The organism is Mesorhizobium sp. M5C.F.Ca.IN.020.32.2.1, assembly GCF_004023105.1.
Taxonomy (GTDB): Bacteria; Pseudomonadota; Alphaproteobacteria; order Rhizobiales; family Rhizobiaceae; genus Mesorhizobium; species Mesorhizobium wenxiniae.
This window is the reverse complement of record NZ_RZSX01000069.1, coordinates 1-12,843: the sequence shown is the minus strand read 5'-3', so window position 1 is coordinate 12,843 and position 12,843 is coordinate 1. Positions and strand designations below refer to the sequence as shown.

The following is a 12,843-nucleotide window of genomic DNA, read 5'->3' as shown; positions in this document are numbered from 1 at the left end:
CAGTTAGTGTATGGCCGTTTTGAAATTGGAGCCAAGGTACTGAATATGACTGATGCGTTTAGGGTATTCGTTGGATGGGACAGCCGCGAGCCGATCGCCTACGACGTAGCACGGCACTCTTTGCTTAAAAACGCTTCGGTGCCTGTCTCCGTCATTCCAATCAAACAGGACGAACTGCGTGCCCGTGGACTGTATTGGAGGGAAAAAGATCCACTCGCGTCAACAGAGTTCACCTACACGCGGTTTCTCACGCCTTTTCTCGCCGACTACACGGGTTGGGCTTTGTTCTGCGATTGCGACTTCCTGTGGCTCGGTGACGTCGCAGGTTTGCTGGAATACACGAAGTCGAACAAGGCGGTCTATTGCGTCCAGCATGATTATACGCCGAAGGCCACTACCAAGATGGACGGCGTGGTCCAGACATCCTACCCACGAAAAAACTGGTCCTCGCTGATGCTGTTCAACTGCGCGCACCCTTCAGTTAAATCGCTTACGCCAGAGGTCGTGAACCGCGAAAGTGGTGCCTACCTCCATCGAATGCAGTGGGTCGCCGATGAGGACCTGGGCTCGCTGCCAGTAGAGTGGAACTGGCTTGAAGGTTGGAACGAAAAGCCGACGCATGGCACACCTAAGGCGGTCCACTATACAAGCGGTGGTCCGTGGTTTGCCGAGTGGCAGAATGTCGACTATGCGGATCTGTGGATAGCCGAACGCGACGAATTCTTGAGTAATGCCGAACAAACGGAAGCTTCTCTTTCGCGCTCGGCGAGCCGGTAGCTAATCCAACCGGCCCGACAATATTGGACGTTTCGTCGAGATCGCCGGCAGCGCGCGGTTCGTGCAGATCGGTGAACACTAGGCGTGCCTGGTCCAAATCGAACCGAGCGGGTTGTCGTACAGCCATTTTTGGCGACGTGCTTTCCATCGCGCGGCGTTGGCACAAGCGTCTGCTACGCCAAGCCGGCAACTGCTTTGTCGTTGTTGCGGCATGCTGCATGGCAGAGGCTTGAGGCCATGGCGAAAAGAAGTGCGGGCATCCTGCCTTACCGCAGATCGAGCAACGAACTGCAGGTGTTGCTTGTTCATCCGGGCGGGCCGTTCTGGCAAAGCCGCGATCTTGGCGCATGGTCGATTGCAAAGGGCGAGTATGGTGATGACGAACAGCCGGAAGCTGCGGCACGTCGTGAATTCGTGGAGGAAACCGGCTGGGAGCTCGATGGAGCACTGCTTGCGTTGGGGGAACTGCGCCAGCGCGGCGGCAAGCTTATTACAGCCTTCGGCGTCGAAGGCGATTTCGACGCCGGCACTTTGCGGAGCAACATGTTCGAGATGGAATGGCCACCGCGCAGCGGCCGCATGCAATTCTTTCCGGAGATCGATCGCGCAGGGTGGTTCGGCCTCGAGATGGCCCGGGAAAAGATGCTTATTGGCCAGCGGCCTTTTCTCGACCGGCTTGTGGGGTCCGTCTAAAGCCGACCCAATGGCCGACCGACATCATGAACTGGTCGTGCTGATCGCTACGCCCCAGGAACCATGGGCTGAGGCGAAGAGCATGTTGAGCGCGCCATCGCGCCAGGATCAGAACACGAACTCGACAGACGTCAGCGGCCAGCAGCCGCGGGTCCATTCCATTGGTATGCCGTTGCGGTCCTCGTTGACGGCATTGATGCGGAATACTGGTGTTCCGGGTGTCAGCCGCAGGATTCCGGCTTCATCAGGGGACGCAAAGCCGCCACTGATGCGCGTCTCGGCCCGCCGGTAATTCTCGATGCCATGCGCGCGGAAAACATCGGTCACCGACTGACGCACGTCGTACGTCTGCTCGAAATCAGGAAAGAGATTGGCTGGAAAGACCTTGGTATTGACGTAAACCGGCTGCTTATCGGACGTTCTGATCCGGCACAGCCGGATAATGGTGGCATCAGGTGCGAGACGCAACCGCTCCGCCGCGGCCGGTTCTGCTGGTTCCCGGACGATCAGCAGCGTCTTGGTGCCGATTTTCTGGCCATGAGCTTCGAAATTGTCGAGAAAGCGCTGTCCGTCGCGAACCGTGAATGTCGAGGGTAGGTTTCGCACGAAGATACCGACGCCCTTGCGAGCGGTGAGGTGGCCCTCATGCTGTAACTGCTGCAGCGCCCGGCGAAGTGTAATGCGGGTGACCGCGAGTTTCTCCGCCAGATGCGTTTCTCCGGGAAGTTGGCTGCCCGGCGGAAGACAGCCGCTCTCGATCAGATCTAAGATGTGATCGTAGATCTGCTGCCAGATCGGCGAATCGCTGCGTGGCCGAAAGACCAGCCCGTCAAAGGCTAGGAGACGATTGACGCTGCGCTCGTGTGGTGTTGGGATTTTCGTATTCTGGTTCATGAAGCCTTATTCACCGGCGATCGGTGTGCCGACCGTCGGTTTACGCGCGAGAGTCCAGAGGAATAGACAATTTGTCCGTGAACCATGTTGGCCACCACACGCGGATGCTCCGGATCGCCGGCATCGACGAGGATCAGATCCGCTCGGCGGCCGGCAACAAGCAATCCGCGATCGTCAAGGCCGGCTACCCGGGCCGGATTTGCCGAGACCAGATTCCAGATCATGGGGAAATCGCTGGCCCCCGGAGAAGACAGCCTGAAGGCCGCATGCAAAGGCGAGGGATAGTGGTAGTCACTGGTCAGCACCGTGCAGAGCCCGGCTCTGATGGCCTCGGTGGCATTCAGCGCTCCATTATGGCTGCCGCCGCGCACGACATTGGGCGCGCCGAGGATCACATCCTCGCCCATTTGCCGCGCGGCTTTCGCCGTTTCGAGCGTCAGTGGAAATTCCGAAGCCTTTGCACCGAGACCGCGGAAATACATACGTTCTTCGGGAGACGCTTCGTCATGGGCAAGAAGCACATTGCCATTGGCCCGTGCAGTCGCGGCCAGCTTCCCGATCGCGATCGCTACGTCGGCTCGGCGGGACCAAATCTGATCGAGCAACGCCATATACTGCTCACGGCTCAAGCCGGACCGTTCCGCCATCTGGCCGATCTTGCGGGCGATCGTGCCGTTCAATACCGACCCGGTCGTATGGTCGTTGAGAGCAATGATCGGTCGCGGCCAAAGAGAGAGCCATTGTATGACCTGCGCCATCTGATCAAGCGCGAAGGTCTCCCAGCGCAGATGCACACGCGTATCGCAGCTAAGAGTATCGCGGAGATCGCAGAGCGCGCCGATCAGTTGCTTGGCGGCTTCGAGCGAGCGAAGTCCGGGCTCCCATGACACCGTGACGCCGTGAAAGGCTGTGGTTACTCCATTGGCGACAAGCTGGCGGTCCGTATCTTTCAACGCCAGCGCCGTGTCGAAGCGGACACCCGGCCGCGGCATGATTTGCCGCTCGAAGCCGTCGCCGTGGATATCGACGATCCCCGGAAGCACGAGCAGACCATCGGCATCGATTATGGACGCATGGGCCGCTTGGATCTCTGACAGTATCCCGCCGGCAATGCTCAGGTCCGCGGTTTCAAGTCCCCGGTCGGTAAGGATGCGACCACCCTGGATGTGCCAGTTCACTGTATCCCTCTAAAAGCAAAGCCTGCCGGTGGCGCCGACGAAATGTCACGAACACGTCATCTGCTGCGTATACGGATTAGCGGGTAACAGTTTCCTGTCTATACAGCAAAGGAAAAATGATGATCCGCACCATCGCAACCGCACTCGCGCTGACGCTTGCCTCCGCTCTTCCAGCTTTTGCGGAGCCGGTGAAATTCGCGGTAACCGACATGGAGGGACTGGAGGCTCTTCAGCAGGAATTCGGCGCTTTCCAGACCGCTCTTGAAGAGGCGACCGGCCTGGATATCGAGCTGTTTCCGGTCAGCTCGCGGACCACCGCCGTCGAGGCCATGAATTCCGGGCAGGTCGATCTCGTCCTGACCGGTCCTGCTGAATACGTGGTCATGAAGGAATTAAGCCAGCCGAAGATTGTTGTTGCCTGGCAGCGCCCCGATTATTTCGCTCAAATCGCCGTACTGGCGAATGGACCGATCCGCTCGATTGAAGACTTGAAGGGCAAGAAGATTGCATTCGGCTCGGTAGGCTCGACCTCCCAGCACCTCGGCCCCGCGCAGGCGCTGGCCGATTTCAACCTGAAATATGCCACCGATTACGAGCCAGTGATCATATCGCGCAATATCGCGGCTGAGGCTCTCATCCGCGGCGACATCGCCGCTATCGGCTTGAATTTCGGTTATCTGAACTCGGTCCGGGAAGCGTTCCCCGACACTGCCTTCTCGGTAATCGCACGGGGCCGCGATCTGCCGAACGACATTCTTGTCGCCCGTAAGGACATTTCAGACGACGTGTTCGTCAAGGTCCGCGATGCCTTTGCGAAGAATGGCAACGAGCTGATGAAAGCGATCCTGACAGGCGAGGACAACCAGAAATTCAAGGGCGGTTTCTTTCTGACTGATGTCAGGGACTCGGACTACGACTATGTCCGCTCGATGTACCGCACGATCGGAATCGAGACCCTCACCGACTTCGTAAACTGAGGCTTGCTCCTTTCATCGCAAAGGCCGGCGGTTAACCGCCGGTCTATTTCGTAGTCCCGTCTGGGCCAAGAGGTCACTATGACAGCAATCATTGCCGCGCACGATCTTGCGAAGAGCTATGCGAACGGAAAGGTTGTTTTCTCCAGTATTGGCCTCAACATAGCATCGCGCGAACGGGTTGCCCTGATTGGCTCGAACGGTGCTGGAAAATCCACCCTGCTCAAATGCCTCATCGGTCTTTTACCGTCGAGCGGTGGCGAGGTCGTCACCCTCGGCGAGAGCTTCCGCTCGGCGCCGTCCGTCGCCCAGCTGCGGCGCATACGCAGGCAGATCGGATTTGTCTTCCAGCATCACGGACTGGTTAGCCGCCAATCCGTTCTTACAAACGTTTTGCAGGGCAAGCTCGGGCTGCCCGGCGGCTGGCGCGGCTGGCACCATTCCATCGCAAAGCAACACTGGCGCGAGGAAGCAATGCAGGCGCTCGCCGACGTGCGGCTTCTCGGCAAGGCAGGCGCCCGCGCCGACGCGCTTTCTGGAGGGCAGGCGCAGCGGGTGGCGATTGCCCGTGCGTTGATCCGGCGTCCGAAGCTTTTGATAGCAGACGAACCGGCGGCAAGTCTCGATCCTGCGGCTGGACATGATGTGATGCGAGTTTTCTCCGAGCTCACCCAGGAACAAGCGATCACCTTGGTCTACACCACGCACGACATGGAACATGCTCTCGACTACTCCGATCGCTTGATAGCGCTCAAGGCGGGCAAGGTCTTCTTCGACCGGCCGACGGCGCATGTCACCCGCGCTGATTTGAAAGACGTCTTCGATGCATGACCGCCTTTCGCCGAGCCGGATTCCATCGATCTCGCCCCTCACTTTCAGCTTTGCCGTCGCTTTGGCCGCTCTCGTGATCGTTTCCGCCGGGCAGGTCGCACCTTCGCCGGAACAGCTGGCAGGGGGAGTGCCCCGCATGGCCCGGCTCGTCGGCCGCATGATACCCCCAAATGTCGAGCCAGGGTTCCTCCTGCGGGTTTTCTGGCGCATGATCGAAACGTTTCAGATAGCGGTCGTGGGGACAGCAATAGGTGTCGTCCTCAGCTTGCCATTTGCCTGGCTCTCGGCCAAGGACATAACCCCGCTCGGCCCGTTCCGGCATATCTCCAGAATCCTGGTCTCATTGTTTAGGACCGTTCCAGATTTGGTCTGGGCACTTCTTTTCGTGTCAGCCGTTGGTCTCGGGGCGGTTGCTGGAACCATGACCATCGTCGTCGATACGATCGGTTTTTGCGGGCGCTTCTTCGCCGAGGCGATGGAGGATGCCGACGAAAGACCTCAGGAAGCGCTGTTTGCAATCGGGGCCAGTCGGTTCTCTGTCCTCTGCGGGGCAGTTCTGCCCGACGCTATGCCGTCCCTGATAAACACCACGCTCTTTGCGCTTGAAAAGGCAGTGCGCTCGTCTGTTGTTCTCGGCCTCGTTGGAGCCGGTGGCATCGGCCAGGAGCTGAAGGTCGCGTTCGATCTTTTCCAATACAAGAATGCCTCGACCATCATTCTCGTGATCTTCACCATCGTGGTGTTGATGGAGTTCGTGACGGATCGCTTGCGCTCGAAGGTCCAGTAATTGCAGGCTAGCCATTTGCGCGCAAATCGACACGACACGGCCCGGCGCTCTACGGCACGAAGATAAGGAACAGATAGGCGACAAACACGACGAGATGAACAAGCCCCGTCAGCATCGTTGTTCGGCCCGTCCCAAAGCTCACGATGCTGATGGCAAGCGCGAGGATGAGAAGCACGGTATCCCCCGGGCCCAGACCAAGAGTCAGGCTCCGTCCGGTGAGCAGGCTCGCCGCACCGATTGCCGGGATTGTCAGGCCGATTGTGGCGCAGGCAGAGCCGAGAGCGACATTCAGTCCTCGCTGCAGTTCGTTATTCAGCGCTGCCCGAACCGCCGACACCGCCTCCGGCATAAGCACCAGCGCAGCGACGAAGAAGCCCACGATTGCGTCCGCCTGAGTAACTTGAAGAAACTCGAGCCCATTCTCGATGCTGCCGGCCACCTGCTCGGTCAGAAGAACGATCCCTGCCAGTCCAACAAATAGGAGGAGCACGTTTGTGGCCACGTTCCCACCCTCAGATACATGCGCCTCATGTTCCGCGCTGGACGTCAGATCCTCGATAAAATCACCCCGATGGCGTACCATCTGGGCAAAGACGAAGGCACCATAGAGGAGGATTGAAAGAACGCTCACGAAAGCGAGTTGCGATGCGGAGAACGTACCGGGGCTTGTTGCAAGCGTGTAGTTTGGAAGGATCAGCGTAAGAACCGTCAGCGCCATAATGACGGCAAGGGAAGCGTTGGTGCCCTGTCGTTTGATGTCCTGATATCGATGCTTCAGCCCACCCAGTGTGAGGCAGACCCCGACAACACCAGCGCACACGATCATGACCGTTGAAAACACGGACTCGCGTGCCAGCGTCGGGTTGTTCTCGCCATGCAGCATCATCGAAACGATGACCGATGCTTCGATGGCCGTGACCGAAAATGTCAAAAGCAGCGTGCCGTAAGGTTCACCGAGCCGCCGTGCGACGGCTTCGGCATGATGCAAAACCACAAACACGGTCGCGAAGATGAAGATAGCGACCACGATCATCGCCAGGATCTTGATCGAAAGCAGCGAATGCTCGATCGACGCGGCGCCGAAATGAATCAGTGCGGCCAGACCCAAGGAGCCGATTGGGAACAGATATTGGCCGATCGGTCGTCGATGAACAGCCAAGACGGATTTCCTTCATCGCCATCGACGGTCGCAGATCGAGTATTACAGAGACTGACCAAAGCCCACGGTCTCAGTGTACTTGCGGCTGCCGGCCCGTACAATGGCCGCGTGCCCGATCGACTTGGCGTACGAAACTTGCCGAGGGTCGATGCCACACATCCCGAATTACAATTAAGCCTTGAGTTTTCGCGTTTCCGGCAATAGCTAGGTGCTACCAGGCCGGGCCCCTCTGGCAGTCCATCAGGACTGTGATGTCGGACTGGAATTCAATCCGGGTGGCCTGGCTTTGAGATTTCTTCAGCTGTAGCGGCATTTCTCTTGTCATACGCGGTGTCCGCGTTGCTCTACGGTTATGCTCGCAAGCCGCGTCACCCCTAGCTGAACGCAAGGGTGCCGTATGACAGAATTTTTTAGTCCTGAAGCAATGACCGCTCTGTTGCAGGTCATCATGATCGACCTGGTGCTGGCCGGTGACAACGCCATCGTTATCGGCCTTGCCGCGGCCGGCCTACCCAAACAGCAGCGCAGAAACGCAATCGTCGTTGGTATAATCGCAGCCGCCGTTCTGCGCATCGGCTTTGCGGCCGCGACAACTCAACTCCTGCAGATCGTCGGGTTGCTGTTGGCTGGCGGTATATTGCTGTTGTGGGTGTGCTGGAAGATGTGGCGCGAACTCCGGCAAAACCATGCGCAGGAAACACAGGCGATCGAAGCGCTTTCGGAAAGTGACGTCGACTACGACGGCATCATAGCTGGCAAAGCTCCGCGCAAGACCCTGGCGCAGGCAACCTGGCAGATCATCATCGCCGACGTCTCGATGTCGCTCGACAATGTTTTGGCGGTAGCGGGAGCCGCGCGCGAACATCCGAACGTATTGATCTTCGGCCTTGTCCTCTCCGTCGCGCTGATGGGCATTGCTGCAAACCTCATCGCCAATCTGCTTCAGAAGCACCGTTGGATTGCCTATGTCGGCCTGGTGGTCATCCTCTACGTAGCTGGCGACATGATCTATCGCGGTGCGCTTGAACTTCTGCCTCACGTCGCGGGCGCTTGAGACACAGAAGATGGGCCGGCCGGAACGACGTCGTTCCGGCCGGTTCTGCTCCCAGGCAAGGCTAATGGCCCGTGTCGGCGCAATTATCCTGCCTCGGCTCGCTTCCTTACCATTTAGAGCGCACTCACTCGATCAGGCGGTAAAAAGAATATTCTCCTGCTCAGATCCGTGTGAGTCGCGGGTTGCTCCCACGCAAACGACCAAATCGGAAGGCATCTGAAACCGCCGAGCGGACCATAAGCATCTCGCCTATGGTTTCGTGTGTCATGAGCCCGACCAGCCGGTCGGAATTGTCCACGACGGCGACAGCAGGCACATCTGCCTGCTGCATGAGCCGCAGGCTTTCCTCGAGGCTTTTGCGGTAATGTATTTTCGGGATATCGCTCCGCATTGCGCTCGCGACCGGTTCAGCAGGCCCCTTTTCTTTCAATGTCCGGATCATGTCGTTGCGTGTCACCAATCCCTTAAGATGGCCGGCGGAATCGGTGACAGGGAAGTCGTGCTGCGTGGTCGCGAGCAGCATCTCGATTGCCTCGTCGAGCGTCGCCGACCGTTCCAGCCGGGCGAACTCGGTGATCATCACGTCGCCGACCAGGACGCTTGTGGCAACCTCGCGGATCTGTGCGTTCTGGGCTTCTGCTGCCGCGGCGAGATAGACGAAGATGCCGATGAAGATCAGCAGCGGGTTGTAGAACAGCCCAACGAAACCGAAGACGAAGGCCAATCCTTGCCCGATCGTGGCGGCGATCTGGGTCGCGCGCGACCAGGAAAGGCGGGCGGCGAGGGCCGCGCGCAGGATACGGCCGCCGTCCATCGGGAAGGCCGGGATCATGTTGAAAAGGACCAAGAAGACATTGACCCCGGCAAGCCTGGCGAGAAAATTCATGCGCGGATCCTCGATCCCGGCCATCTGTTCGACACCCGCCGCCCCACCGAGCAAGGCGAAGATCAGCGCGGCGATCGCGACATTGACCAGCGGCCCCGCGACCGCGATCACGAACTCCTGTCCCGGCTCTTCGGGCATGCGTTCCAGCCTCGCCACGCCGCCGATCGGGAAAAGTGTGATGTCCGGCGTGCCGATGCCGAAATACCGTGCGGCGGCGATGTGACCGAACTCATGCAGGACCACGCAGGCAAAGACGGCAATGATGAAGGCAACGCCTTCCCAAGCCGCTGGCGTGCCGCCAATCCGATAGTGCGTCAGCCAAATCCAGACGAGCAGAAGCAGGAAGGTAAAGTGAACGCGCACGGTGGTGCCGGCGATCGTCCCGAGGTTCAGCGACCAACCCAAATCTGTCCACTCCGAGAGGCCCCACCTTCACCATAGGCTTTGGCAGGACGCTTGCAATCATCCGAGAACATCTGGCGCTCAAGCTCATCGTCTGCGACTAAGACCCACCCGGCCGCGAGATGCTCCGCCTTAGTGTCGCGGTCCCGTCGCAAGGAGAGTTTATCACGACACGACATCCCGGTGAACTTCTTGCGCCGTCATGGTTTGAACGCCGTCATGGTTTGAACTTCGACGTTTGAACTTCGACCTGCTAGGAAGCCCGCTTGCGGGCCCAACCGACTCCGCCGGCCATGCTGCCTTTGGCGCACCACCAAGGCCACACTAACATTCTCCCTGGACCACTCGGTGGGGGCTGGTCACTCCGCTCTGCGCGCCTCGGGTGAGGCCCTTACCTCGAGTCAGTAACCCAGTTCGAGGTCGATCTTGTTGGACAGGGGCTCTCCTCTTGCGACTTGACCGCAGAGATCGGCGGCCTGGTCGATTCCAGAATCCACCCAGAAGCTCGCGACATGAGGTGTGATGGTCACCTTGGGATGATTCCACAGTGGCGATGAGGCCTCCAGCGGTTCACGCTGAAACACGTCAAGGCAAGCACCAGAAAGCTGATCTTCGTCGAGAGCGCGGATCAGGTCGGCTTCCTTGACATGCGCGCCCCTGGCGACATTCACGAGGTAGGCACCTCGCTTCATTTTTCCAAAGGCACTGGAGTTCAGTATCCCACGAGTGTCACCAGTCAGGGGAAGTGAACAGATAACGTAATCCCGGAGTGTGAGTGCGTCCGCAAGCTGGGCACGGCCAAAGTAACTCTGTATGCCAGGAAGCGTCTTCTGGTGACGAGACCAGACAGCAGTGTCGTAGCCGAGGTCCGCAAACAGCTTTGCGGCCCATCCACCGATCCGGCCCGCACCCAGCACAACAATTCTTGTCTCGGAGACCTTCCGCGGCGCGATCGGTTCCAAATCTTGCGGGCTTGCTGACTCAGGTACTCCGCAACATGCCGTTGCTGGCAGAGAACGCGAAGGACGATGTACTGCACCACTTCCGAAGCCTGCTCACGCGTTGCGAGCCTAATGAGCGGAACACTCTTGGGAAAGCTTTGGAGATCAATACCGTCGACACCTGCCCCCAAATAGACGACCGCGCGCAGTCCTGTCATCGCGTCGAAAAAGCCAGGACTGGCGCCCTTGTCGATCAGCGCTATATCTATGTCACCTTTGTTCCCGACGTCTGGCCAAAGCCTGAACTCCAGCTGCGGCACACGTTTCTTCAGCTCAGCAGCCCACACTTCGGCGTCGATGTAGTCAGGATACCCATTGACCATCAGGACGGTAATGGGTTGGCCGGACACTTTGCACCTCCAAAATACAGGCAATGATCGGATCCATATTCCCGCCTATCCTAGCACACCGGCCGTGCTCAACGAATCTGCGAAATGCTGCTGGCCCGCCGGGCTGCGGTAAGTGCAATGCGCCTCCAGGGTGCTGGGGAAGCCTTGCACCAGCCCGCTCGGCCCATTGTCGCGCCTCATCAAGGCGACCGAGTTCCGCGAGCATCGCGGCTCCGTAGAAGGTCGAGTCAATGAAGTAGTCTGGCAACTTTCCTCGGAGCTCGAATGCGTCCTCGTAACGCTCACGCTGCACAGGACGCCGGACGCTTGCGGGTTTTCGGCGCTAAGACCCGTTGCTTCGGAATCGGATCGTCATCCATGGATGTTCCTGGCCGAAGACCCGCCGGGCGGGGCGCCAGCGTTAGCCGACGCTCCGCGGAACAAGATATATGTCGACCTCGCGCTAAACGTGTCGCCGCGTCAGTGAGCAGTTTGCGAGTGCTCGCCGCCCGGCTTCGAAATGTCGCTTAAAGCATCTCCCGCTTCTGCCGCTTCGCCGTTCGTCGCGAGATCGCCAAGAGAGATGATCCCGACGAGCCTCTTTTCGCGGTTCAGAACCGGAAGCCGACGCACCTGCAGGTCGCCCATGTTCTCAAGCACATGCTCGACGTCTTCGTCATCGAAGCAGTATTTGACCTCCGGGGTCATGACATCACGCACCTTGGTGTCAGGTCCCATACCCAATGCTACGCCGCGGATCGCGATATCACGATCGGTGATCATCCCGACCAGCCGGTCGTGGTCGCCCACGGGCATCACTCCGGCGTCAAGCTTGCCCATGATCTGCGCTACTTCGCGAATGGACTGTTCGGGGTTCGCGACCTGGACATTCCTCGTCATGCAGTTGCCGACTTTCATGGCAATCTCCCTTCATTTGCGAAGCCCCGCCGCCGATACGGTATTGGTGACCGATGAACGAAGTTTCGGCGGTAGCGTTCCCTTGAAAGTGGATTGCCCGCACAGGGTTTCAGCAGGGAGGGCTGAGAAACCCTGCGTTGCGGGAAGCTTGCGGTAGCTCTTTGACGCGAAGCCGCACCACGGTTGCGCGCTCCAATGCGCCTATTGCCGTATTGCAGCGATTGCATTTTGTTGAGACGCCAACGCCTGGCCGACCTGGAACCCTGATGGGCGATGCTACGTTTCAGTGAGAGACAGCGCAGCCAACGGAGAAGTCGAATGCAGCCCTTAGCCGCAAATTCCGCCCGCCACCCCGGCGCGCCTACAATCACCCCGTTCAATGGAACCGTGACGGTCAGGTTCTCCGACGCGATTGTTGCCTCGACCGAGCGTGCAAAAGTGCTTCATGAAGATGGACACGATCCCATTTTCTACATCCCTTTCGAGGATATCTATTTCGACCTGCTGGAGAAGACGAACACCACAAAGCGCTCTCCGCTGAAGGGCACGGCGAGTTACTGGCGGGTTCATGCGGTTGGTGGAGCGGCTGATGACTTCATGTGGGCCTACGAGACGCCAGACACCCCGGCATCAGCCATCGCCCGCCATGGCGCCTTCGATCCCGACAAGGCGCGGATCGATGCCGATCCTGCCGAGGACAAGCGACATACGCCTCACCTCCCCGAATAGAGTGGCGCTTGAATTTCCACATCGGCGGGTAAGGCGGCAATCTTTTCCTCATTCGGAGAATTCTTGGTCGAGGATCCGCAGACCGTCTTCATACTTTGATGTCGGCGCGCCAATCTGCCGTGCCTGCCACAGATTGTCGGCGAGATCTGCGCGCTTGACCGGCAGCGCCAACGGGTTGGATGCTGCTCTGCGCACGAAAGCGTGGTTGTCCTCGTCCGACCTGCGTGTCAT

Annotated in this window: 14 protein-coding genes and 1 pseudogene; 8 read left to right on the top strand and 7 right to left on the bottom strand. The window is 59.0% G+C overall.

The features are described from left to right. Positions 1-45: 45 nt before the first annotated feature. Both EOA86_RS05735 and EOA86_RS05730 read left to right on the top strand, forming a co-directional pair. Entirely contained in the window at positions 46-777 is a 732-nt protein-coding gene (locus tag EOA86_RS05735) for a glycosyltransferase (RefSeq protein ID WP_065007945.1), read from the top strand. Between the two features lie 237 nt (positions 778-1,014). After that, positions 1,015-1,470, top strand: coding sequence for an NUDIX domain-containing protein (locus EOA86_RS05730; RefSeq protein WP_128340954.1), 456 nt, complete (start codon positions 1,015-1,017; stop codon positions 1,468-1,470). A gap of 108 nt (positions 1,471-1,578) precedes the next feature. Here EOA86_RS05730 and phnF read toward each other — a convergent pair whose 3' ends face one another. Both phnF and EOA86_RS05720 read right to left on the bottom strand, forming a co-directional pair. Continuing rightward, on the bottom strand, positions 1,579-2,364 hold the full coding sequence (gene phnF, locus EOA86_RS05725; RefSeq protein ID WP_128340953.1) for a phosphonate metabolism transcriptional regulator PhnF: 786 nt from the start codon (positions 2,362-2,364) through the stop codon (positions 1,579-1,581). Continuing rightward, positions 2,361-3,542, bottom strand: a complete 1,182-nt coding sequence (locus tag EOA86_RS05720; RefSeq protein ID WP_128340952.1) for an alpha-D-ribose 1-methylphosphonate 5-triphosphate diphosphatase — start codon at positions 3,540-3,542, stop codon at positions 2,361-2,363. The genes phnF and EOA86_RS05720 overlap by 4 nt, the downstream gene beginning before the upstream one ends. A 116-nt stretch (positions 3,543-3,658) precedes the next feature. Here EOA86_RS05720 and EOA86_RS05715 point away from each other — a divergent pair, with 116 nt between their 5' ends. The 3 genes from EOA86_RS05715 to phnE all read left to right on the top strand — a co-directional run bounded on the left by EOA86_RS05715 (position 3,659) and on the right by phnE (position 6,134). Continuing rightward, positions 3,659-4,519, top strand: coding sequence for a PhnD/SsuA/transferrin family substrate-binding protein (locus tag EOA86_RS05715; RefSeq protein ID WP_245497145.1), 861 nt, complete (start codon positions 3,659-3,661; stop codon positions 4,517-4,519). Between the two features lie 78 nt (positions 4,520-4,597). Continuing rightward, entirely contained in the window at positions 4,598-5,347 is a 750-nt protein-coding gene (locus EOA86_RS05710; protein ID WP_128340951.1) for an ATP-binding cassette domain-containing protein, read from the top strand. Further along, the gene (gene phnE, locus EOA86_RS05705) at positions 5,340-6,134 is read left to right on the top strand and encodes a phosphonate ABC transporter, permease protein PhnE (RefSeq protein WP_128340950.1); all 795 of its coding nucleotides are present in this window, start codon (positions 5,340-5,342) and stop codon (positions 6,132-6,134) included. The genes EOA86_RS05710 and phnE overlap by 8 nt, the downstream gene beginning before the upstream one ends. Before the next feature lie 49 nt (positions 6,135-6,183). On the opposite strand, the gene EOA86_RS05700 is transcribed toward phnE, so the two are convergent. After that, on the bottom strand, positions 6,184-7,293 hold the full coding sequence (locus EOA86_RS05700; protein WP_245485665.1) for an ionic transporter: 1,110 nt from the start codon (positions 7,291-7,293) through the stop codon (positions 6,184-6,186). Positions 7,294-7,690: 397 nt separating this feature from the next. On the opposite strand from EOA86_RS05700, the gene EOA86_RS05695 reads away from it, so the two are divergent. Further along, positions 7,691-8,347: a TerC family protein gene (locus EOA86_RS05695; RefSeq protein WP_127209244.1), complete on the top strand. Its 657-nt coding sequence runs from the start codon at positions 7,691-7,693 to the stop codon at positions 8,345-8,347. A 160-nt stretch (positions 8,348-8,507) separates the two neighbouring features. On the opposite strand, the gene EOA86_RS05690 is transcribed toward EOA86_RS05695, so the two are convergent. Both EOA86_RS05690 and EOA86_RS05685 read right to left on the bottom strand, forming a co-directional pair. Beyond that, positions 8,508-9,638, bottom strand: a complete 1,131-nt coding sequence (locus tag EOA86_RS05690; RefSeq protein ID WP_128340949.1) for a site-2 protease family protein — start codon at positions 9,636-9,638, stop codon at positions 8,508-8,510. A gap of 398 nt (positions 9,639-10,036) precedes the next feature. Further along, positions 10,037-10,597, bottom strand: a complete 561-nt coding sequence (locus EOA86_RS05685; RefSeq protein ID WP_164891577.1) for an NAD(P)-dependent oxidoreductase — start codon at positions 10,595-10,597, stop codon at positions 10,037-10,039. 35 nt (positions 10,598-10,632) lie between these two features. Here EOA86_RS05685 and EOA86_RS05680 point away from each other — a divergent pair, with 35 nt between their 5' ends. Continuing rightward, a complete protein-coding gene (locus EOA86_RS05680; protein ID WP_128340947.1) occupies positions 10,633-11,013 on the top strand; it encodes a hypothetical protein in 381 nt (126 codons plus the stop codon). Positions 11,014-11,445: 432 nt separating this feature from the next. Here the strand turns inward: EOA86_RS05680 and EOA86_RS05675 are convergent, their stop codons facing one another. Next, on the bottom strand, positions 11,446-11,883 hold the full coding sequence (locus tag EOA86_RS05675) for a CBS domain-containing protein (RefSeq protein ID WP_065007865.1): 438 nt from the start codon (positions 11,881-11,883) through the stop codon (positions 11,446-11,448). Positions 11,884-12,201: 318 nt separating this feature from the next. On the opposite strand from EOA86_RS05675, the gene EOA86_RS05670 reads away from it, so the two are divergent. Beyond that, on the top strand, positions 12,202-12,612 hold the full coding sequence (locus EOA86_RS05670) for a DUF427 domain-containing protein (protein WP_128340946.1): 411 nt from the start codon (positions 12,202-12,204) through the stop codon (positions 12,610-12,612). 48 nt (positions 12,613-12,660) lie between these two features. Here EOA86_RS05670 and EOA86_RS05665 read toward each other — a convergent pair. Next, a pseudogene (locus EOA86_RS05665) lies at positions 12,661-12,843 on the bottom strand (metal-dependent phosphohydrolase); the annotation flags it as partial.

Excerpts from the sequence above, each read along its gene's own strand:
- EOA86_RS05735 (WP_065007945.1), top strand. The coding sequence starts at position 46 with ATGACTGATGCGTTTAGGGTATTCGTTGGATGGGACAGCCGCGAGCCG.
- EOA86_RS05730 (WP_128340954.1), top strand. The coding sequence starts at position 1,015 with ATGGCGAAAAGAAGTGCGGGCATCCTGCCTTACCGCAGATCGAGCAAC.
- phnF (WP_128340953.1), bottom strand. The coding sequence starts at position 2,364 with ATGAACCAGAATACGAAAATCCCAACACCACACGAGCGCAGCGTCAAT.
- EOA86_RS05715 (WP_245497145.1), top strand. The coding sequence starts at position 3,659 with ATGATGATCCGCACCATCGCAACCGCACTCGCGCTGACGCTTGCCTCC.
- EOA86_RS05710 (WP_128340951.1), top strand. The coding sequence starts at position 4,598 with ATGACAGCAATCATTGCCGCGCACGATCTTGCGAAGAGCTATGCGAAC.
- phnE (WP_128340950.1), top strand. The coding sequence starts at position 5,340 with ATGCATGACCGCCTTTCGCCGAGCCGGATTCCATCGATCTCGCCCCTC.
- EOA86_RS05695 (WP_127209244.1), top strand. The coding sequence starts at position 7,691 with ATGACAGAATTTTTTAGTCCTGAAGCAATGACCGCTCTGTTGCAGGTC.
- EOA86_RS05680 (WP_128340947.1), top strand. The coding sequence starts at position 10,633 with ATGCCGTTGCTGGCAGAGAACGCGAAGGACGATGTACTGCACCACTTC.
- EOA86_RS05675 (WP_065007865.1), bottom strand. The coding sequence starts at position 11,883 with ATGAAAGTCGGCAACTGCATGACGAGGAATGTCCAGGTCGCGAACCCC.
- EOA86_RS05670 (WP_128340946.1), top strand. The coding sequence starts at position 12,202 with ATGCAGCCCTTAGCCGCAAATTCCGCCCGCCACCCCGGCGCGCCTACA.